Origin of the sequence: Ruminococcus albus AD2013 (assembly GCF_000526775.1) — a bacterium.
Lineage (GTDB): Bacteria > Bacillota > Clostridia > Oscillospirales > Ruminococcaceae > Hominimerdicola > Hominimerdicola alba_A.
In genome coordinates, this window is record NZ_JAGS01000001.1 from 1,899,837 (window position 1) to 1,921,780 (window position 21,944).

17 protein-coding genes are annotated in these 21,944 nt (G+C 47.1%); 11 read left to right on the forward strand and 6 right to left on the reverse strand.

Translation table 11 applies throughout. From position 1 onward, the window contains the following. Positions 1-38: 38 nt before the first annotated feature. From N773_RS0108345 to rapZ, 7 genes are all read left to right on the forward strand, one after another. Complete coding sequence (locus N773_RS0108345) at positions 39-824, forward strand: hypothetical protein (protein WP_024857366.1); 786 nt, start codon at positions 39-41, stop codon at positions 822-824. Between the two features lie 39 nt (positions 825-863). Continuing rightward, entirely contained in the window at positions 864-1,286 is a 423-nt protein-coding gene (locus N773_RS0108350; protein WP_024857367.1) for a hypothetical protein, read from the forward strand. Positions 1,287-1,353: 67 nt separating this feature from the next. After that, complete coding sequence (locus N773_RS0108355; RefSeq protein WP_024857368.1) at positions 1,354-2,607, forward strand: aminotransferase class I/II-fold pyridoxal phosphate-dependent enzyme; 1,254 nt, start codon at positions 1,354-1,356, stop codon at positions 2,605-2,607. 57 nt (positions 2,608-2,664) lie between these two features. Continuing rightward, positions 2,665-3,240 (forward strand): hypothetical protein, encoded by a 576-nt coding sequence (locus N773_RS0108360; protein ID WP_024857369.1) that lies wholly within the window; start codon positions 2,665-2,667, stop codon positions 3,238-3,240. A gap of 25 nt (positions 3,241-3,265) precedes the next feature. Next, positions 3,266-4,225: an HPr(Ser) kinase/phosphatase gene (gene hprK, locus N773_RS0108365; protein ID WP_024857370.1), complete on the forward strand. Its 960-nt coding sequence runs from the start codon at positions 3,266-3,268 to the stop codon at positions 4,223-4,225. A gap of 122 nt (positions 4,226-4,347) precedes the next feature. Then, entirely contained in the window at positions 4,348-5,283 is a 936-nt protein-coding gene (murB, locus tag N773_RS0108370) for a UDP-N-acetylmuramate dehydrogenase (protein WP_051454272.1), read from the forward strand. A gap of 40 nt (positions 5,284-5,323) precedes the next feature. After that, positions 5,324-6,184 carry an RNase adapter RapZ gene (gene rapZ / locus N773_RS0108375; RefSeq protein WP_024857372.1) on the forward strand — a complete coding sequence of 287 codons (861 nt, stop codon included), beginning with the start codon at positions 5,324-5,326 and terminating at the stop codon, positions 6,182-6,184. Positions 6,185-6,232: 48 nt separating this feature from the next. On the opposite strand, the gene N773_RS0108380 is transcribed toward rapZ, so the two are convergent. Next, a complete protein-coding gene (locus N773_RS0108380) occupies positions 6,233-7,441 on the reverse strand; it encodes a SpoIVB peptidase S55 domain-containing protein (protein ID WP_024857373.1) in 1,209 nt (402 codons plus the stop codon). A 287-nt stretch (positions 7,442-7,728) separates the two neighbouring features. Between N773_RS0108380 and N773_RS0108385 the strand changes: the two genes are divergently transcribed. From N773_RS0108385 to N773_RS0108395, 3 genes are all read left to right on the forward strand, one after another. Further along, positions 7,729-8,367, forward strand: a complete 639-nt coding sequence (locus tag N773_RS0108385) for a hypothetical protein (RefSeq protein WP_024857374.1) — start codon at positions 7,729-7,731, stop codon at positions 8,365-8,367. Between the two features lie 202 nt (positions 8,368-8,569). After that, entirely contained in the window at positions 8,570-11,692 is a 3,123-nt protein-coding gene (gene ileS, locus N773_RS0108390) for an isoleucine--tRNA ligase (RefSeq protein WP_242840368.1), read from the forward strand. 67 nt (positions 11,693-11,759) lie between these two features. Next, positions 11,760-14,453 (forward strand): valine--tRNA ligase, encoded by a 2,694-nt coding sequence (locus N773_RS0108395; RefSeq protein ID WP_024857376.1) that lies wholly within the window; start codon positions 11,760-11,762, stop codon positions 14,451-14,453. Positions 14,454-14,511: 58 nt separating this feature from the next. Here the strand turns inward: N773_RS0108395 and N773_RS0108400 are convergent, their stop codons facing one another. From N773_RS0108400 to N773_RS0108425, 5 genes are all read right to left on the reverse strand, one after another. Continuing rightward, entirely contained in the window at positions 14,512-16,341 is a 1,830-nt protein-coding gene (locus tag N773_RS0108400; RefSeq protein WP_024857377.1) for a polysaccharide pyruvyl transferase family protein, read from the reverse strand. A 595-nt stretch (positions 16,342-16,936) separates the two neighbouring features. Beyond that, positions 16,937-18,328, reverse strand: a complete 1,392-nt coding sequence (locus N773_RS0108405; protein ID WP_024857378.1) for a WG repeat-containing protein — start codon at positions 18,326-18,328, stop codon at positions 16,937-16,939. A gap of 380 nt (positions 18,329-18,708) precedes the next feature. Next, positions 18,709-19,254, reverse strand: a complete 546-nt coding sequence (locus N773_RS0108415) for a helix-turn-helix domain-containing protein (RefSeq protein ID WP_024857379.1) — start codon at positions 19,252-19,254, stop codon at positions 18,709-18,711. 155 nt (positions 19,255-19,409) lie between these two features. Then, on the reverse strand, positions 19,410-20,252 hold the full coding sequence (locus N773_RS0108420; RefSeq protein WP_024857380.1) for a hypothetical protein: 843 nt from the start codon (positions 20,250-20,252) through the stop codon (positions 19,410-19,412). A gap of 23 nt (positions 20,253-20,275) precedes the next feature. Next, entirely contained in the window at positions 20,276-21,094 is an 819-nt protein-coding gene (locus N773_RS0108425; RefSeq protein ID WP_024857381.1) for a hypothetical protein, read from the reverse strand. Positions 21,095-21,533: 439 nt separating this feature from the next. Between N773_RS0108425 and N773_RS0108430 the strand changes: the two genes are divergently transcribed. After that, positions 21,534-21,932, forward strand: coding sequence for an Hpt domain-containing protein (locus N773_RS0108430; RefSeq protein WP_024857382.1), 399 nt, complete (start codon positions 21,534-21,536; stop codon positions 21,930-21,932). The last annotated feature ends 12 nt before the right edge of the window (positions 21,933-21,944 follow it).

Sequence of the window (21,944 nt, forward strand, 5' to 3'; positions counted from 1 at the left end):
AAGTAAAATGATCCTATCCCCCGAACGGAGGACTTATAATGATATATCAGACAAAAGATATCGACCTTGCGCTGATAAACAGGCTCAGGGACAATAATTACAGCAGGCGAATAAAGTCGCATTTTCTCGCATACGGCACGAAATACGATTTTCTTCGGTTCTTCTTCATGGAATACAAAGGCGAAAGACTCGGTATGTTCTCCGAGTTCAACAGTGCGCTTATGATATCCACATTTGATGGAAAAGAACTGCCCGAGGAAATGCTGGAAGAGCTTTCGGGCTTCGTGCGTATGCTGAAACCTTTCTCGGTGGAACTTGAAAGGCAGTACGGCGAAAAACTTGCAGTACTCCTTGATGATGAGTACCGCAGTGAAAAGCGTACCGAATTTACATATTCTCCCACAGGCAAGCTGCCCCCACTGGAGGTGGACGAACTTCCCAAGCTGGACGATGTGTACAAGATACTTGCAAAGTGTTTTCCGAGACTTGAAGACAGCTACGAGATGTGGCTGACGGATACATCTCACAGAATAAGACGCGGTCTTTCACAGTCATTCCTTATGGGAGACTATACCACAGCGACTATACAATATATAATCGACAAGATAGCACTGGTTGGTCAGGTAGGCACTATCCCCGAGGAAAGAGGAAAGATGCACGCGAGAACTCTGCTGTACTGGATAGGCGAAAGGCTGTGGCAGCAGGGCATAGCTGTAAAGCTTTTTGCAAGACCCCACAGAGTCAGCTATTATGAAGAGATAGGCTTCAAAGCCATGGGCATAGATACAGTTCTCGAAAGACGGGACGAAAAGCCCAGCCATTAAATAACAAAAACAGGAGATCAATTCAAAGGAGCGGATCTTATGAGAAAAACACGTTCCGGATTTAACATCAATACAATTCTTGCACTGATATTTGCCGTGCTGACGGTAATAGTGCTTGTGACCGGCATACAGAGCAAAAAATGCCCTAAAAACTGTACATTAGAAGTTGAAGTCCAGCCTGTGGACTATGATGTGAATGAATATATGGACGACGACGGCATCGAAAGACGGGACTTCACCGTTCGCTGCATATACGAGTACAAAGGGAAAAAATATCCTTGCGAAGCGAAGTTCAAAAACTCCTCGTCCTCAAGTCCTGCATTTGATATGTACAAGAAAAAAATAATGATAGATCCTAATGACCCGTCAAAATATTTCGTACCGGGCACAGGTGGAGTGAACTTCACTCTGCTGGCAATCTTCGCTGCTCTTACAGTAGCTTTCGGACGCAATAATTTTTAGATGGTACGGTGCGATATACAAAGTTGAGAAACCTATGCCGGAGAAAGATCTACATGAGGTGAAATAATTGACAAACATTTTTGGATTAGATGAAAAAATACTGACCCTTGCTGCTGAGGCTGAGGGTGAATGCAAGGAGGTATTTGCGGAGATAGACCGCATCGCCGAGATAAACGGGCAGAAAGTCCTGAAAGCATTCATCGACAACCGTGTGAGCGAGGGCTGTCTGAAAGGTACTACAGGCTACGGCTACGGCGATATCGGCAGAGATACTGCTGATAAGGTCTACGCGCAGGCACTGGGCGGCGAAGATGCCATAGTAAGGCACACTTTTGTAAACGGCACCCATGCGCTTTCCACTGCGCTTTTCGGTATACTCCGTCCCGATGATGAGCTGTGTTTTCTCACAGGTGCGCCCTACGATACCCTTGAGGGCGTTGTGGGCAAAGAGGGCGACAATGGCAGCGGTTCGCTGAGAGATTTCGGCGTTAAAAGCAGCATTGTCGAGCTGAAAGAGGACGGAACTCCCGACCTTGAAGCCATTGCAAAGGCAGCAAAGGGCGCGAAAGTCGGCTACATACAGAGATCGCGCGGATATTCCCTCAGACCTTCTTTCACCGTTGATGTGATAGCAAGTGCTATCAAAGCGGCAAAGGACGCTAATCCCGATATAATTATACTCACCGACAACTGCTACGGCGAATTCGTTGAAGAAAAGGAACCTCTTGCCGTTGGTGCCGACCTGATTGTAGGTTCGCTGATAAAGAACCCCGGCGGCGGAATAGCAAGCACAGGCGGATACATCTGCGGACGTGCCGACCTTGTGGAAAAATGCGCTGACAGACTCACCTGCGTGGGCATGGGCAAAGAAGTAGGCTGTTCGCTGAACATGAACAGAGAGATACTTCTGGGCTTCTTCCTCTGCCCGCAGACAGTAGCAAATGCCCTGAAAACTTCCGTTTTCGCCTGCCGACTTTTTGAAAAGCTGGGTTACAAGACCCTTCCAGAAAGCAGTAAAAAAAGAACGGATATCATCGCATCTATCCTGCTTGAAAACGAGAAGAACCTGACCGCATTCTGCAAGGGCATACAGAAAGGCAGTCCCGTTGACAGCTATGTTACTCCCGAGGCATGGGATATGCCCGGCTACGAGAGCAAGGTCATCATGGCGGCGGGCGCATTCACTATGGGCGCTTCCATCGAACTTTCAGCCGATGCCCCGATACGCGAACCCTATGCAGTATGGCTTCAGGGCGGCATAACTTACCCAAGCGGAAAGATGGGCATAATGCTGGCGGCGCAGGAACTTATCAATTCATAATTCATAATGCATAATTCATAATTATTGACATAATGGAAAGATGGGAGAGAAAACGATATGACAGAAATGGATATTATAGAATTAAGTCTTTACATCGGTTTTATTTCATTATGCATGATTGTTTATTTTTCTCCTTCAATAATTAATTATTTGAAAAAAAAGCATCATGAAAAACTTTCTAAGCAAAATCAAGAAACGTATCAAAAAGAAGTTAAAAGAATCGCTAAAGAATATGAATCTTCACAGTTCTTAGCAGATATTTATTCAGAAATCAAATCAGCATCAATTAGTTTTGGATTTAATGATGATATGCCAATAAAATCAGTACGTATTCATCATGATCATTTAGAAGTTTCTTTTTATAATGAAAACGTTGAAAAATATTATAACAAAGAGATTATGTTTAAGAATTTGGGATATAAAGAATTGAAAAGTTCAGATCCTAAAATAATGGATTTAAAGATAGGAAGAAATCCTGAAGAAGACGGTTTCGGTGAAGCATTGCAGGTAAAACTCGGTGATCAGTATTACTATGTTGCGGATTGGGATGATCATCTTTTACAAGCAAGATATTATATTAAGACAAAAAGAGAGTTTATTTCACCTGAAAGCAAACTTAAACCAACAAGATAAAACAATAATAAGGAGTTGATAAACTATGGCAGAGATATTCAGTGTAACAGTCAGCGAGATAGTAAAGCAGCTAGGGCTTGAACTGCTCTATGCTCCCGATAATATCGATGAGCTGATAGTCACCGACAACGACTGCAACCGTCCCGGATTGCAGCTGATGGGATTCTATGAGTACTTCAACGCCGAGCGTATACAGATATGCGGCAATATGGAGTTTGCTTATCTGGCTTCCATCGATGAAGAAGTAAGAAGACAAAGACTCGACGCACTTTTTGCAACAAAGATACCAATGTTCATCGTAGCAAGAAGCCATGAGCTCTATCCCGAAATGATAGATATAGCTTCAAAGTACGGCGTGCCGATAGCACGTACCTCCGACAGTACCACTGCGTTCATCGCAGCGCTTATCGGCTACCTGAATGTTGAGCTTGCACCCCGTATCACCCGCCACGGCGTGCTTATCGAAGTATACGGCGAAGGCATACTCATCGTGGGCGAAAGCGGCGTAGGTAAGAGCGAGACCGCTATCGAGCTGGTAAAGCGCGGACATCGTCTTGTGGCTGACGACGCCGTTGAGATAAGAAAGACCTCCAGCAGAACTCTGGTAGGTCAGTCCCCCGATAACATCAGGCATTTTCTCGAACTCCGCGGCATAGGTATTATAAATACCAGAAGACTGTTCGGTATGGGTGCCGTTAAGATATCCGAAAAGATAGACCTCATCGTTCAGCTCGAACCCTGGGACAGCAAGAAGATATACGACCGTATGGGCGTGGATAACGAGTATACTTCAATACTCGGCATAAAGATACCCAGCCTTACCATACCGATAAAGCCCGGCCGTAACCTCGCTGTTATACTGGAAGTTGCCGCTATGAACAACCGTCACAAGAAGATGGGCTACAATGCAGCGGCTGAGCTTTTACAGAACCTCGGTCTTGAAATGGATACCAAGGAATCCGTAAAGAACTGGGACGTTTTCTGATATAGCTTGCATACGGCGTGGTACGTCCTGCTGACATAGTCACGGGATATCGCCATGCCGCTTTATGCCAAAATGTCCGATAGGATATTTCGGCACCAATAAACAAACAAGGAGAAGAACAAGTGAAAGAACTTGATATGAACACACGTTCATTGCTGGAACTTGCGGAAGAACTGGAATGCAGAGTATTCCCGAACGAACCGCTGGATAAACACAACACCTTCCGCATAGGCGGATGCTGTTCGGCAATGATAGATATAAATTCGCCAGATAATCTCTCCCAGCTGTGGGAAGAAGCGAACCGTCTCGGCATAAGGACGATGGCACTGGGCAACGGCTCGAATGTACTGTTCGATGACCGCGGCTACAACGGCGTTATCTTCCTGATAGGCAGCTCGATGGATAAGATATATATGAAAGACGAAAATACCATCGTTGCACAGGCGGGCTGTCCCTTGCTGAAGCTTTGCCGCTTCGCACTGGAACACTCTCTCAGCGGTATGGAATTCGCATACGGTATCCCGGGAAGCGTCGGCGGCGCTATATTCATGAACGCAGGCGCATACGGCGGAGAGATCAAGGACGTTATAAAATACGGCAGAGCAGTTGACCGCGCAGGCAGACAGTTTGAATACCAGAACGACCAGATGAAGTTCGGTTACAGGACCAGCAGGTTCATCGAGAGCGGTGAACTGATAGTCGAGGGTGAATTTGAACTGCCGGGCGGAAGCTATGACGAGATACAGGATAAGATGGTAGACCTCATGGGACGCCGCCGCGATAAACAGCCCCTGAATATGCCCAGCGCAGGCAGTACCTTCAAAAGACCCACAGGTGAAGGACTTTTCGCAGGCAAGCTTATTCAGGACAGCGGACTAAGAGGTTTCTCCGTGGGCGGAGCGCAGGTAAGCGAGAAGCACTGCGGATTCGTAGTGAACAAAGGCGGCGCAACAAGCGCCGATGTACTGGAACTTATAAAACAGGTACAGGAAAAAGTATTAAAAGATACGGGCATAGAGCTTGAATGTGAGGTAAGATACATACCTTACGAAGCTTAAAATACTCCTTGAAAATCAGGGTAAAAAGGGGATGGATGAAGTGCAGTTCGTAGTAGTTACAGGTATTTCAGGGTCGGGCAAATCGACCGCTATAGATGTTCTGGAGGATATAGGGTATTACTGCATAGATAATATGCCGCCCGAGCTTATGGTAAAGTTTGCCGATATATGTGTTCAGTCCGAGGGTAATTTTGACAAAGTCGCTTTCGTTGCCGATGTACGCGGCGGAGCACTTTTCTTCAAGCTGAAGGACGCTATAACAGATATGCGCAATATGGGCATCAAAGTCAAAGTTATATTCCTTGATTGCAGCGATGAAGTGATAATGCGCCGCTATAAAGAAACACGCCGCAGGCACCCTCTTTACGAGATAGCCAACGGCAATATACGCGATGCCATAGAGACCGAGCGCAGGCTTCTTGAATCGGTCAGGGACGAAGTGGATTATTATATCGACACCTCCTCCACCTCAACGGCTGAATTCAAAAGCAAGATGTACGATATCTTCCTGAGCGCGGGACAATCCGCCATGAGGATAGAAGTGCGTTCTTTCGGCTTCAAATACGGTGTCATGAACGATGCAGACCTCACTTTCGATGTAAGATGTCTGCCGAACCCGTTCTATATACCCGAGCTGAAGAGCAAAACAGGTCTTGACCCCGCGGTGTCGGGGTACGTCATGAGTTTTAAGGAAGCACAGACTCTCCTGGAAAAGCTCACAGACCTCATCGACTACCTTATCCCTCTTTATGAAAAAGAGGGCAAGGCACAGCTGGTCATAGCTTTCGGCTGTACAGGCGGAAAGCACAGAAGTGTGACTTTCGCAGAAGCAGTCGCAAAGCACCTTACCGATTCAGGCAAGACCATAAGGCTGGCTCACCGGGATATCGAAAAGAGATAAAAAACCAAGGCAGCACCCCACGTATGCAAACGTGTGATGCTGCCTTTTTCATCGCGATTTTTCTGCGCAGGAAACCATATCCTCCGCGAATATCCCGTAGCCCCGCGTCGGGTCATCGATAAACACATGAGTGACCGCCCCGACAAGCCTGCCGTCCTGCATTATCGGCGAACCGCTCATGCCCTGCACGATACCCCCTGTTTCGCCGATAAGACGTTCATCGGTGATGTGTACCACAAGGTCATGCTCAGAACCGTCGCTGAGGTCGATATGCTCTATCCGCGCAGAATATGGCTCGGGGGCTTTGCCGTCTACCGAGGAATATATCTGCACACTTCCACGGTGTACCTCCTGCTTGTAGCCCAGCTCGACTTCCTCTTTTTCATCGGGAGCATTTTCCAGTTTACCGAAAAGCCCTGCCTCACAGTTCAGTGTTATCTCACCCAGAACTTCTTCACCCGAAAATTCCCCCAGAAGCTGCCCCGGAGAACCCTCCTCCGAGGGTATCAGCCCCGTTATCTCGATATCCCCCACAGCACCCTCCGAAAGGGGCAGGATATTACCTGTATCACTGTCGCATACGGCATGACCCAACCCGCCGAAAACTCCGCTGTCCTTGTCAAAAAATGTCAGCGTGCCTATCCCCGCCGAGGAATCCCGCACCCACATTCCCGCCTTGTATCCGCCCTCAAAATATGCAGGTTCAAGCATAACGTTCTTATCCTTTCCGTCCCGCCGATAGACCACCTCACAGCCGCTGTCACGGCATTTTCTGACTTCTTCGGAAATATCGCGGTTTGAACGTATATTCCTGCCGTTGACGGATATAATTATATCACCTTTTCTTATCCCGCACTCCCTCGCAGGACACCGACCGCCCACATCGGTTAGTTCAACAACTATCACCCCGTCTGTCAGAAGCTTTATACCAAAGGTCTCACCACAGGGCACAAGCTTAGGTCTTTCGCTGCAAACAGCAGTAACGTCCTTCACAGGCACCGCCCCGAAAAGCATAAGCGTGCTTTCCCTGCCACGTGAAGTATCCCCTGATAGATCCGTCAGCGCTGTCATGTAGGAACGTTTCGCAGGGCGTGAGGATATGCTGAAAAATGTGTTCAGTTCAAGCTTGCCGTCATGTGCCACGCTGTAACTGTCGGGGAGTGTCCTGTCATAAAATCCTGCCACACCAAGCAAAGTCAGCGTTAAAGCCCCTGCTGCCGCGGCTGTCCGCCTGAAAAAATATTTTGTTATTTCCATTTTATTCTTCCTTTTCCAAGTTTTTTCAACTTTCGGCTGAATACCGAAGTCATTACTATTGTTGACCGTCAGCCGCATTTGATACAGCCGCCCCATAAAGTATTATTTGTTATGGCAAAAGAAACTCTATTTTTTTCAAGTGTCATTTTTTTGCATGAACTTTCATTCAGACATTGTTTTATACATTTTCCCCTGTTGCAAAAAACACATCAATGTGTTATAATAGATTACGGCTTTTTCGCCGCATATCAGATAATGAAAATGTTAACATATACAAGAGGTAAAAAATGTCAAAAAAGGATAGACTTAAAGCGCAGTCGCAGAAACAGATACGCGAACGCCGTGAACAAGAGGAAGAAGAACGCGAGGAACGTGAAGCTGCCCGAAACAGACAAAGCAAGTCCGCTAAAAAACTGCTGAACAAAACGAAATACGGACGCTACGGCAAGGAACCTTGGGCATTCCTTTTCCTGCGTCTGCTTATGCTGATACCATTCGCATGGTCGGGCATATACTACGGACTCATCGTAATATTCGGCACCTTCGGCGGATACATAGTACCTCAGCCCCCGCAATGGGTGGGCTGGACGATGCTTGCAGGAGATATACTGATACTTGCGGGCATCATCATTGAATATCTCAAAAAGCATATACCCGCTTTCGTCTTCATCGCAGCGGGTACGGGACTGTACCTTAAAGCGTCACAGTATTTCATCAACTATCTCTCTGACAGGCTGGATAAAGTGTATGTGGAGGAAGAGATACGCGGCATCGACCGTGAATATATGAAACACCATTACCCGATGGCTGCAGTGGCTGTACTTGAACTTTGTATACTCATCTGGTGGATAGTACTGAAGATACTGGCGGCTAAACGGCTGAAACACGAGCGTGATACCGCCCCCGTCAAGTCCGTCGTGGAGTAGTATACAGGCAACAACGATCATAACAGCGCAGACTTCCCGATCATGGGAGATCTGCGCTGTTTTTGCAGATATATGATTTCAGGGGAGATTTTGCAAGATTGTTAATAAAATATGCTTGACATTGACAGCATAGGGTGGTATAATTGATTTTGTATATTTTAGGCGCGGGTTAAATAGAACAGCTCCCGCCAAGAAAAGGTGTGTGAATAATTTGAAGTACGAAGAACTGGCAGGAAAGCCCAACATTCCCGAAATTCAGGAAGATGTCCTGAAATTCTGGAAAGACGAAAGCGTATTTGAAAAATCGGTCAACAAGGAAGCTCCCGAGGTCGTATTCTATGACGGACCTCCGTTCCCAACCGGAAAGCCTCACCACGGTACCATACTGGTATCGTTCATCAAGGACATGATAGCCCGTTACTGGACAATGAAGGGCTACAAGGTCCCCAGAGTATGGGGCTGGGACTGCCATGGTCTGCCTATCGAGAACCAGGTCGAGAAGGATCTGGGTATCGATGACAAGAACTACATCGAGAATACTTTGGGTATAGACAAGTTCAACGACAAGTGCTTTGAGCTGGTAAGCGGCAATAACGAAGCATGGAAAGAATACGTTGAACAAATGGCGCGCTGGGTAGATTACGACGGCGCATACAAGACCATGAACCCCACATTTATGGAATCCGTAATGTGGGCATTCAAGCAGTGCTACGATAAGGGACTCATCTACCGTGATTACAGAGTTACCCCCTACTGCACACACTGCGAGACCTCTCTTTCTATCTCCGATACAAGAGAGTCCGACTCCACAAGACCCCGTCAGGACAGATGGATAATCACAAAGTTCAAGACCGAGGAAGTTATCGACGGCAAGCCCGTATTCTTCCTGGCATGGACAACTACTCCCTGGACACTGCCTTCAAACCTGTGTCTGGCAGTAGGCAAGGATCTTGAATATGCTTTCTGTGACGTAGGCGACGAGATATTCATCGCTTGTACCGCAGTTCTTCCCAGATATGACAAGATCTTCGGCAAGGAACCCAAGATAGTAAAGACCGCAAAGGGCGAGGAACTGGTAGGCAGAACTTATGAGCCCCTCTTCCCCTATTTTGCAGATCTTAAAGATAAGGCATTCAGAGTCGTTACAGCTGATTATGTCGGTGCTGACGAAGGTGTTGGTATCGTACATACCGCTCCCGCTTTCGGTGAGGACGACTACTGGACCTGCAAGAACAACGGAATCCCGCTGGTGAACCCCGTTGACGCTAAGGGCAGATTCACCGAGGAAGTAACCGACTTCTATGAGAAGGACGGCGAGAAGAACGTTATCGAGATGAACCCCACAGTTATCCGCTTCCTTTACGAGCAGGGTAAGGCTGTTGCTGACGGTACCATCGAGCATAACTATCCTCACTGCTGGAGATGTAAGAGACCTCTGATATACAAGGCTATGGACGCTTGGTACTTCGATGTTACCAAGATCAAGGACAAGCTGATCGCCCAGAACGAGAATATCAACTGGGTACCCGAGACCGTTAAGCACGGCAGATTCGGCAAGTGGCTCGAAAATGCCCGTGACTGGAACATCTCCAGAAACAGATACTGGTCTACTCCTATCCCGATATGGGAGTGCGACAAGTGCGGCAAGAGAGTCGTACTCGGTTCTATCGACGAGATCGAAGAAAAGAGCGGCGTAAGACTCACAAATCTGCACAGACAGTATATGGATAAGATCAAATTCAAGTGCGACTGCCCCGATTGCGACGGCACTATGGTAAGAGTACCCGAAGTTCTCGACTGCTGGTTCGAGAGCGGCTCTGTTCCTTTCGCACAGAAGCACTATCCTTTCGAGAACAAGGAATGGTTCGACAGCCACTTCCCCTCTGACTTCATCGTTGAGTATACAGGTCAGATCAGATGCTGGTTCTACTACCTGCACGTTCTCTCAGTTGCGCTGTTCGATAAGCCCTGCTTCTCAAACTGCGTAGTACACGGTACTATACTGGCTAAGGACGGCAAGAAGCTTTCCAAGTCCTCCAGAAACTACACCGACCCCATGGAACTGATGAAGAAGTTCGGTACCGACGCATTCAGACTGTACCTCTATCAGACAAACGCTATGCTGATAGGCGATCTCCAGTTTGATGACAACGGTATATCCGATGCACTTCAGCAGATTATATTCCCCCTGTGGAATGCCTGCAACTTCTACATCAGCTATGCTAATATAGACGATTTCAAGCCCGAGAGCCTGACACCCCCGACTTCCGACAACCAGCTCGACCGCTGGATGCTGGCTAAGCTGTGGGAGGCAAGCGAGGCTATCAGCAAGAATATGGACGCATACTTCGTAAACAAGTATGTCGAGAACCTTATCGAACTGGTAGACGGTCTGACCAACTGGTTCATCAGACGTTCCAGAAGACGTTTCTGGGAGAAGGGTCTGAGCGAGGACAAGAAGAATGCTTACGAGACACTGTACTATGTACTGGTGAATATGTGCAAGCTCTTCGCACCTGCTGCTCCTATCATCGCTGAAAAGCTGTATAAAACACTTACAGGCGGCTATTCCGTTCACCTTGAAAGCTGGGCTGATATCCCCGAGAACTTCCGTGATGACAAGCTGCTTGATGAAGTAAAGCTTGTAAGAAGCGTCATCTATCTGGCAAGATCTATCAGAAGCAAGAACAACGTTAAGAACCGTCAGCCCCTGAGCGAACTGTGTGTTGCACTCAGCGACAGCGAGGGCAATGCAGTTGTCGAGAGCTTCAAGGATATCATCGCAGAAGAACTGAACGTTAAGGAAGTCAAGATACTCGAAAGCGCCGAGAGCGTTGCAGAGATCAAGTATGCTCCTAACTTCAACGAGATCAGAAACAGATATCCCGATAGGATACCAGATATCATCAAGGCTGTCAAGAGCGGCAAGTTCAAGCTTGGCGAAAAGGCAGTGCTGAACATAAACGGTACCGATGAAGAGTTCGATGCTGAGGTTATACTGGTAACATATCAGGCTAAGGCAGGTCAGCACGTTGCTTCCGATAAGGGCATCGTTGTTTCCCTCGACCTCACCATCACCGATGAACTCCGCGACGAAGGCTTTGCAAGAGATATCGTAAGAAGCATTCAGGACGCACGCCGTAAGCTGGGCTGCGCTATCACCGACAGGATATCCATGAAGCTGACAGGCGATGTTCCTGCATCATGGGTAGATTACATCTGCGGCGAAACACTTTCCGACAACAGAGATTTTGCTGATGCTGATACTTCCTATGAGGTAGAGTATGAGGACGGCAGAAAGGTAACTGTTGCACTTAAAAAGTAATTATACTGTCATACCCCCGTTTCCGCAAGGCGGAGGCGGGGTATGGATTTTGAAAGGATAAGTCATAATGAAAGAATTATCAAAGACCTACGACCCTCGCGAAGTTGAGAGCCGTACATATAAGGCATGGGAGGAAGCAGGCTGCTTCCGCGGCGTTGCCGACCCCAAGAAAAAGCCCTATTCCATAGCTATGCCGCCCCCGAACGTAACAGGTCAGCTGCATATGGGTCACGCTGTTGACAACACCATGCAGGATATACTCACCCGTTTCAAGAGAATGCAGGGCTATGCAGCACTGTGGATACCCGGCACCGACCACGCAGCTATCGCCACCGAAGCCAAGATAGTTGAGGCTATGCGTCAGGAGGGTATCACAAAGGCTGACCTCGGACGTGACAAGTTCATGGAGAGAGCATGGGCATGGAAAGAGAAGTTCGGCGGACGTATCGTTGAACAGCTGAGAACTCTTGGTACTTCCTGCGACTGGGAGAGAGAGCATTTCACTATGGACGACCAGTGCTCAAAGGCTGTACTGGAAGTATTTGTAAAGCTCTACGAAGAGGGTCTTATCTACCGCGGAAACCGCATGGTAAACTGGTGCCCCAAATGTCAGACATCCATCTCCGATGCGGAAGTTGAGTACGACAACAAGGACGGCAATTTCTGGCATATACTCTATAAGGTAAAAGAGACAGGCGAGTTCCTTGAGATAGCTACCACCCGTCCCGAAACTATGCTGGGCGATACCGCAGTTGCCATCAACGAGGAAGACCCCAGATACAAGCACCTCCACGGCTGCCACGTCATACTCCCCCTGCTTGACAAGGAGATACCCATAGTATGCGACGAACACGCCGATATGGAAAAGGGTACAGGCGTAGTTAAGATAACTCCCGCCCATGACCCCAACGACTTTGAAGTTGGTCAGAGACATTCTCTGCCCAGCGTAAGATGCTTCACCTATGACGGCCATATGACAGGCGCTGAGGATAAGGCAGCTTACGAAGAACTGAAAGCCAGCGGTCTGATGGCTGAGGGTGAGCCCGAAGTTCTCGACTGCGGCAAGTACGCAGGCATGACCACAGTTGAAGCAAGAAAGGTCATCGTTGCCGACCTCGAAGCTCTTGGTCTGCTGAAAGAAGTTGAACCTCTGAAGCACGATGTAGGCACCTGCTACCGCTGCCACTCCACCATCGAGCCTATGATATCCAAGCAGTGGTTCGTTAAAATGAAGCCTCTGGCTGAACCTGCAATAAAAGCAGTTGAAGATGGCAAGATCAAGTTTGTTCCCGAAAGATTCACCAAGACCTATCTCAACTGGATGAATAATACAAGAGACTGGTGTATTTCCCGTCAGCTGTGGTGGGGTCATCGTATCCCCGCATGGTACTGCGCTGACTGCGGCGAGATAAACGTAGCCAAGGAAGCTCCCTGCAAGTGTAAAAAGTGCGGCAGCACCAACCTCACTCAGGACGAGGACTCACTGGATACATGGTTCTCATCTGCACTGTGGCCTTTCAGCATACTTGGCTGGCCCGATAAGCAGAGTGACGATTTCAACTACTTCTACCCCACAAGCACACTGGTAACAGGCTATGATATCATCGGCTTCTGGGTAAGCAGAATGATATTCTCCGGTCTTGCATATACAGGCAAGGCACCCTTTGATACCGTACTTATCCACGGTATAGTAAGAGATTCCCAGGGCAGAAAGATGTCCAAGTCTCTGGGCAACGGCATCGACCCTCTGGAGGTAATCGACCAGTACGGCGCTGACGCTCTGAGATTCATGCTGGTACAGGGATCTTCTCCCGGAAACGATATGCGTTACAGCGAAGAAAAGATCGTTGCCATGAGAAACTTCACCAACAAGATATGGAACGCTTCCAGATTCCTGCTGATGAACATGACCATCGACAAGATCGAGCTTCCCAAGGAACTGACCCTTGAAGATAAGTGGATACTCTCCAGCCTGAACAAGGTGACAAAGGAAGTTACCTACAACCTCGAACACTTCGAGATGGGCGTAGCCGCACAGAAGGTATATGACTTCATCTGGAACAGCTTCTGCGACTGGTATATCGAGCTGGCAAAGAACCGTTTCAACGGCGAGGACGCACAGGCTAAGAAGAATGTAGAGAACGTTCTTGCTTATGTACTGACAGATATACTGAAAATGCTCCACCCCTTCATGCCTTTCATTACCGAGGAAATATATCAGGCACTCCCACACGATGAGGGCTACCTGATGATGCAGAGCTGGCCCGAGTACAAGGCTGAGCTTGACTTCCCTGCTGACGAGGCAAGAATGGAAAAGATCATGGAAGCAGTACGCGCTGTCCGTGAGTGCCGTTCGGGTCATAACGTTCCCAATTCCAGAAAGGCGCACATCACCATAGTTACAGCAAATACCGCTGACTATGCCGAAGCTGCTGACTTCCTGAAGAGACTTGCAAGCGCTTCCGAGGTAACAGTTACCGCTGATGAACCTGCTGATGCAAGCGGCATGGTAACAGTTGCTACCGCTGATGCAAAACTGCTCCTGCCTCTCAGAGAGCTTGTTGATATCGAAGCTGAAAAGGCACGTATCACCAAGGAGCTTGAAAAGGCAAACAAGGAACTGGACTTTGTAAACAGCAAGCTGAACAACGAAAAGTTCATGTCCAAGGCACCCGAAAAGGTAGTTAACGAGATACGTGAGAAAGAGGTCAAGGCTAAGGCACTTGTAGCTAATCTCACCGAGATGCTCAATAACCTCTGATAAGCATATAAAATCAAGCCATAGCACAAATACGTGCTATGGCTTTTTGTTTTGGATATCACGTTGTAAGGTCTTTTATGTACCTCGCAGAATAGAAATTGCTGCCCACAAGGTAGGCTCCACGCTCTATCATTTCAACAGCGTCTCCGACCTTGTCACAGCTGAGTATCACAGGTTTCAGCTTCTTTTCTTTAAGAAGCTCCGCCGTTTCCTCTGTGTAGGTCTGTGCCACCATGGATATAGTATCTATCCCGTATTTTTTGCACACCGCGAAAGCCTTGTTACGGTAATCTTCCCGCTCCGCAGGGTCGGTGGAATCTTTCAGGAAGTATACTATCGTGCAGTCACATTCCAGCGTTTTCCAGAACTTTATATCCTTCTCCCGCTGAAAGCGTATCATCGTCCGCTTTTTGCCGAGCCCCGTAGCTTTCAGTATCTTCGCCGTTTCTTTCAGCAGATCTTCGTGCTGTTCCTTAGGTGGTATGCCGATGTCTATCATCAGCCGCGCATTTCCCCTTACAGCAAATTCCTTTGCCACCTCTTCAAAACTACAGGTCTTGTACTTTCCGTCATACTTAGCCGTCAGAAAATCCTTCGACGGTATACCCAGACGGCTGTTCTCATTGTACTCAATGCCCAGCATTTTCAGGTTTTTCTCCGACCAGCTGTTCACACATACCGCTTTCAGGTCTGAGGTCAGCCGCACATCAGCCTCGAATACTGTGCATCCGTTTTCCAGCCTTCGTCTCATCTCGCAAAGGTTATTCAGTGCCTTGTACTTGTGCTGTACGCCCCCCAGCCCGACTTCCATTATCTTGTCTGACAGTCTGTCCTCATTCTTTACTCCGCGCGGTCTGCATTCTTTCCTTAAAAATCTTTTCAGCTCATACGGCGCCCATAGCTTGCTTACAGCCCCTGCCGATTTTCCGCCCTCGAACATCGCTCTGTCCAGCATGATCATAACTTTATCCGCATTGAGTTCTTCAGGCTCGATATATCTTTCGGGAGTACCTATCTTCTCGCCCCACATTCTAAGCTTGTCGTTCCATACAAGACCCACGCAGGGCAGTCCCAGCGCACATGAAGTTATGCAGGCGTGCATCCTCACCGCCACCACAGCCTTGAATCCGCACAGATACTTCACCAGCTGTCTTGAAGACCCAACCTGAGGCAGTTTCTCACAGTCCAGCATCTTGCAAAGCTTCACCGCGAACTTCTCATCGCTGTCAAAACCGTTGGTGAATATCTTCCATTTCAAACCGCGTTCTGTCAGCTTGTCCGTAAGGTCTTTCCAGAACGCCAGCATATACTCCTCGTCGATATCCGCCGCGCCGTAATCCGCGAATATATCTCCGCGGGCAACATTCAGCCCGATGACATCGCTTTTCTCAGGCACTTCACGGTACACCTTATCCGCCCATACCGCGGTATCGAACACAGGCTTTACCCTCAGCCCCTTTCGGACAGCATACTCGTTTTTGAACAATTCGTAATCGTCCCTTATGGTCACAGCCTTGACAGTTTCCGAATTCAGAGCCCGTTTCAGCCGCTGACAACGCTCGTTGTTCTCATCATAGCCCTCAACACCCATAGCATTCAGGAACACAGGAACGCCGCATTTTTCAGCTTCTTCCACTATCTCAGATATACGCTCGCAGAAATCCTCGTGCTCATATTTGATAAGTCCGCCCCCTGCGAAAACCACAGCATCAACATACCTTATCTGATGCAGGTCGCAGCTCATAATACTGTATCTCAGAATTTTTGCGGTCTTGTCAGCCCTGCCCAGAACCTTGTGCAGAAGATACTCGGTACAATCGGCAATAATAGTATCTCCATAGTTTTTATTTGTAATACATACAAGCAGTATTTTAAGTCCCTGTTCCATATCCGGATAAGCCCCCTTATGCGCTGTTTGCACTGTCATGATTATAACATATTATCATTCAAATGTAAAGAGTTAAGTAAATTTTACTTTAAATTGCATAAATATTTTTTCTGATTTGACTTTGCATTAATATCGGCTTTTCAGATACTCACAAAAGGAGCGCTGAGTCTTGTCACTAAATATCTGCTTTTATTTCACAATATATTTACTTTTAAACGATGATTGTTATGCGGTATAAGTACTGACGTTACTGCGGTATCAGGTCGCCCCTGACGGGTCGAGAAATCAACGAGCGTTCCGCCGTTGATTTCGGGCGCGGCAATATGTTTACGGACGCAGAAAGAGCGTGGACGTTTGATTGTCCACGCTCTGAATTTCTTTATTGCCGTGCCTTTTTGACAGGGGCGGAAGTTTGCTGTGCTATTTATGGCTTAGTTGCCGCATCGCTTTTGCGCCTTGATGCGAGGGCTCTGCCCTCGCGCTCCCGCAAGCTTTTCGCGAAAAGCTTGACCAAAAGCTCTCTTCCTTGGCATTCTTATCCAACTTCGTGGTTGCCCTGCCAACAATTATGAATTATGAATTATGAATTATGAATTTAATATGCCGGGTCGGCGGGTGCTGGGTCTGTATAGCCCGGATCTATCGGCGCAGGATCTACATAACCCGGATCAGGTGTGACAGGATCTGTGTAACCCGGATCGGGTGTTACAGGGTCGGTATAACCGGGGTCAACAGGATCTGTCAATACAGGTTCTGTATTATTCGGGTCTGTCCATTCGGATGGTGTAGTTACTACATTTCCGTACTCATCGGTTACTACATTTGCCCAATCGGTATACTCGGGCTGGCTTTCGGTAGTATCGGATGTGGTAGCTGTCCAATAGGTCGAACCCGATGTGGTGGTCGCCATAGATGAGGAATCATCCTTGGGCTTTTCTTCTTCGATTATATCGCCCATCTGGATAACGCCCCAGAAATCGTTCTGCTTGACCCATGCCCTGCCGTTGTTGATGGGTCTGGCCTGTGCGAATTCGCCTGCGCGTACTACCTGATTGCCCTCGAAATCGTAGTAGCTGTAATAGCCGTCCTTATATATAGGTACATAGTCATCACAGAAGAGGTAGGGGTGGACTATTGCGGGATCATCGGTTGTCATACCGTTATATGCATTGGGGTCGCCGTCGCAGATGAAGTCGATAACAACATTTCCGTCAGTATCGAGATAGCCCCATTTATCGTCCTCGTTCCTGAATGCCACAAGTGTGGAACCTACGCCCTTATAGGAGGGTGCATAGAAAGCGGTATACACCATATCCGTCAGCAGTTTGCCGCTTTTTGCAAGTCCGCAGAGTGCGCCGTCGGGGACAGATACCTCTAAATTGCCGTAGTCGTCCATCTCAACATTCGCTTCGGTTACGGGAACTGTCTTTTTGCCTGTATACTCGGTCACGCTTTTGCTGCCGTGCTTGCCCTCGAATACTTTCTGGGATTTTATATCCAGAAAATACTGGGGAGAATCGTCATTGGTGTGCTGAGGTGTTGAGGATATCTTCCTATCCTTATCTATGGTGCAGTACTCATATTCCTCGTTGCGTTCATCGATGATATTCAAAAGAACTATCTCGCCGCAGCTGCATACATAGTAATCTTCGTATGCGGGCTTGATTATATAGTTGCCTGCGTAGTCGATAAGACCGTACTTGCCGTTCTGCCTTATGACGGAATAGTTGATATATGATCTGTTATCGGCATTATCGGGGTCTATCGTGCTGGCATCGAATGAGATGATATTATCTGCCTGGATAGAGGGCTGTATCAGCCAGCTGTACACCTGTTCTGCATCGCCTGTTTCGGTAGGGCTGTAGTTGTAGGAATCGGTCATATTATCGCCGTTGTTGTTATTTGAGGTGATGCCGGGTACTGAACAGCCTGCGAAAATAAACGCAGAAACTGCCGCAGCTATGGTGCTGCGCAATATTTTATTCATTTTAATCCTCCTAACGATATGTGCGCACAAAGTACGGTGGGATATGGCTTTGACATACCGATGGCTGTGCGCAGGTCTGCCTTTCTTTAAAATGATAGTCAATATCTGTATTTTTCTTTATGCAGTTATTAACAAAACACCTAATAATTATTATATACCATCACAGCCTTCATGTCAATATCGGGAGATAATGTGGCAGGTGAAATTTTCATCACATTAGACAACGATTTTGTGTTTTTTTTGCACAAAAATAACAGCGGCGCAAAAAAGGACGTTCCCGCAAAAGTCGGAAACGTCCCGTGGAAAAGCTTATACGGCACACCACTTAATTGGCTTGCATAATGAAGTACATTAAGTGATATGCATAATGCCGATTTTTATCAGGTCATTTTTCTGCGTATCTCGCAAACCCTGCCGATGATGCGCAGATCGAGGTCTGCGGCTTCTTTTCTGGGGTCGGAGAATTCGCGGAAATACACGCGGTCACCGATGCCCTCTTTCACTACGGCGTAAAGTCCTGCCGCGCCTATCTCATCGATGCTTACAAGGAGATAATCCCCGAACATCACGAAAGGACGATTCTTGTCATCGCGGCATATATAAAAGCGGTAGCTGCCGTGTTCGGTATCGGCGTATTCCTCGCCCCATGGATTCTTGGGGTCATCGGCGCTGTACACGGGAACTTTGTGTACATCGTCGGAACTTCCGCTGTTTGAATTATTTGAACTTTCATACCCGAGAAGAGCACCCTTAGTTGTGCCCAGTGCCTGTGCGAGGGCTGATAGCTTATCCTCACGGGGCTTGAATTTACCCGAAAGATACTGGCTTATAAAGGATTTTGATATACCTGTGCGCTTGCTGAGTTCTGCCTGTGTAAGGGAACGTTCTGCCATGGCGGCACGGAGATTTTCAGCAAATGAACTCATATTTCTGTACCCCCTTATATATTTGTGTTCAGAAAATCTTATCAACTATATTATAACATATCCTGCGAAAAAGTCAAGTAGATAATTGCTTAATATTAACCAATCATTTAACAAAAAAAGCAGTATAGTCAAGGGGCTATACTGCTTTGGATATATCAGTATTGAGTTTCATGAGCACTAAAAAATATAGTAGCCAGATCACCATTATAGAAAGTAAATTCAATTTCAGCGCGTAGATCATCTCTGTCAGGGGTCTTAAAGGAGGGTGCTGTGTATTTGCATATCAAAGAACCTCCGATAGAGCCGCTGTGCATATCTACGGGTTCACCGCTGTTTGCGATAAGTTCGTCCTTTTTCAGACGAAGCGGGATATTGGTATGTACCATACCCTCTCCATAGTTTGTTCCCCACGTAACTTTATCATAGGGGCTATTTATGAGATTAATTTTAAATCTCCACAAAACGCAGTCTCTGGCATTAGATGAGTCACCCCACGGAGCAAAAGTAAGATCTGCTCTGATAGTATCATTGACCTTGACCTGAGCTTCTACATCGTCATAATACGCAAGGTCATCATTATCAAGTTCATCGGAAAACAGTTCAACGCCTGCATCAAGGAGATCCTGAACGGTGGCTTCACCGAATTTGAAAATATGTCCGTTGCATTCAAGTGCCATATTATCAAAATCAACGTACTTTTCGCTCAGACCCTCTGCCAGCTTGAACTCCTCTTTTTCTGGCTCGGCGGGTGCAGGTGCAGTGGTGGTGGTCGCCGAGGTGGTTGTGGTGGCTTCGGTAGTGGTGGTCACTGTTGTTTCAACAGCGGGGGTTGTTTCGGTGGTCACTTCTTCGGAAGTGGCTACGGTGGTGACTTCCTCGGTAGCGGCAGTTGTTGTGGTATCTGCCTTACTTTCGGTAGATGTCTTTGTGTCAGCATCACCGCAGGCGGTAAGGCAGAGCATTGCAGCGATGGCTGCTGTAAGCATTTTTATTTTCATTTTGCTTTTACTCCTTTCGGGGGTCAGGGTATCCAAGTCATTTCAAGGCGTGAAAGACCATCACTATCGAAACTGAAACGATATCCGCTGTCATATTCAGGTGTTTTTTCGGATACGACAGTATAATTATATCCATGATCTTCATAATTAGGCTCACCGCTGTTTTCTACAAGTGCATCATAGGTGAGGGAACGGTCGAAAGCAAACTCAAGGTTTTCGGAAACGTTGTTGTCAGGTCCGGGCGTTAATATTCTATCGACATCAACAGAAATTTTAGCAAGGATGCATTCTTTGAGTTTACATGGAGAATCGTGAGGAGTTATAAAGTACAGATCTACTCCAGGACTAACCATTTCATCTAAATAATAAATAGCGCACCCATAAGGAAACTGACCACTGAAGTGGTCGTCGAACTGAACTTCAAAATTCTTTCCGGCATGAGAGATGCTTGACCATTCATCTAATTCAGCGCCTGCATCAACGAAATCCTGCAGGGTGGAAGCGCCGAGGGTCATGATCTTGCCGTTGTACTTGAAGCTTCTGTTATCAAGGTCGGCGTACTTATCGCTGAGTTCGGTGGGAACGACAGGTTCGGGTTCGGTAGTTGTGGTGGTAGTTGCCTCGGTGACAGGTGGGAGTGTGGTGACTGAAGTAGTCGTTTCCTCAGTGACGGGGGCAGTGGTGTCCTGTGTGGTTATTTCCTCAGTGAGAGCGGGCTCGGTAGCGGCAGTTGTTGTAGTATCTGCCTTACTTTCGGAAGAAGTCTTTGTGTCAGCATCGCCGCAGGCGGTGAGGGTCAGCATAGCCGCGATGACTGCGGCTGTAAGTATTTTTGTTTTCATTTTAGGTTCTTTCCTTTCGTAGAAAAATGAATTTTAAGCTAATTTAACAATTTGAATTATATCACCAAAAATTGTCAAAGTCAATCTTTATAGGCAAGTATTATTGGTTTTACCAATTTTCGGGTAATTTCGGATATTTTTTTGTCGAAACGGTTTATCAGATTTTGCGGTGTTTTGGCTGTTTATGTCGGAAACTTTTATATGTCTGCCATATGTATTTCAATATGTTTACAAAACTTATCGCAGAGTAAATTGGTACTCTTGTTAAGTTAATATTGATTAATAGTAATATTTTTTGTGGGCGGGGGTATAGTATATAAATAGTGTGATTAATATTGAGTGTCAATTGTACATTTTACAGAAATATTAATAAACTATTGAAATTTATGAACTGATGGTGTATAATATACTAAAGAGCCATCAGAAGGAGGTGTTATCTATGGCAGAAGATGATATGCAGAAGCTTATCAAGTGCGGTATCGACTATGAAGACGGACTGGAAAAATTCATGGGGGAAGAACTGCTGTATTGTGGGCTGCTGGTGAATTTTCTGACAGAGAACACTTTCGATGAGGCTAAGCGGTGCATGGAAAGCGGCGATGATGAGGGTGTCATGCGTGCGGTACATTCGATGAAATCGGTAACCGGAACGCTTTCGATGTATGAATTGTATACCTTGTGTTATGATACAGTAGACGCTTTGCGCGGCGGCGACAGGGAATCTGCGCTGGATAGTTTTGGCAGGGCGTATGATGTCTATAAGCGGACAGCGGAGTGTATCAAGCGGGTCATTGTTGACGGCGGACTGGAGTATGAGAAGATACAGGAAGATGTGTGAATGCACTCCTGC

Coding starts and splice junctions, on each gene's coding strand:
- N773_RS0108430 (WP_024857382.1), top strand. CDS start 21,534: ATGGCAGAAGATGATATGCAGAAGCTTATCAAGTGCGGTATCGACTAT.
- N773_RS0108425 (WP_024857381.1), bottom strand. CDS start 21,094: ATGAAAACAAAAATACTTACAGCCGCAGTCATCGCGGCTATGCTGACC.
- N773_RS0108350 (WP_024857367.1), top strand. CDS start 864: ATGAGAAAAACACGTTCCGGATTTAACATCAATACAATTCTTGCACTG.
- N773_RS0108395 (WP_024857376.1), top strand. CDS start 11,760: ATGAAAGAATTATCAAAGACCTACGACCCTCGCGAAGTTGAGAGCCGT.
- N773_RS0108405 (WP_024857378.1), bottom strand. CDS start 18,328: ATGAATAAAATATTGCGCAGCACCATAGCTGCGGCAGTTTCTGCGTTT.
- N773_RS0108345 (WP_024857366.1), top strand. CDS start 39: ATGATATATCAGACAAAAGATATCGACCTTGCGCTGATAAACAGGCTC.
- N773_RS0108400 (WP_024857377.1), bottom strand. CDS start 16,341: ATGGAACAGGGACTTAAAATACTGCTTGTATGTATTACAAATAAAAAC.
- N773_RS0108360 (WP_024857369.1), top strand. CDS start 2,665: ATGACAGAAATGGATATTATAGAATTAAGTCTTTACATCGGTTTTATT.
- N773_RS0108385 (WP_024857374.1), top strand. CDS start 7,729: ATGTCAAAAAAGGATAGACTTAAAGCGCAGTCGCAGAAACAGATACGC.
- N773_RS0108415 (WP_024857379.1), bottom strand. CDS start 19,254: ATGAGTTCATTTGCTGAAAATCTCCGTGCCGCCATGGCAGAACGTTCC.
- N773_RS0108380 (WP_024857373.1), bottom strand. CDS start 7,441: ATGGAAATAACAAAATATTTTTTCAGGCGGACAGCCGCGGCAGCAGGG.
- hprK (WP_024857370.1), top strand. CDS start 3,266: ATGGCAGAGATATTCAGTGTAACAGTCAGCGAGATAGTAAAGCAGCTA.
- N773_RS0108420 (WP_024857380.1), bottom strand. CDS start 20,252: ATGAAAATAAAAATGCTTACAGCAGCCATCGCTGCAATGCTCTGCCTT.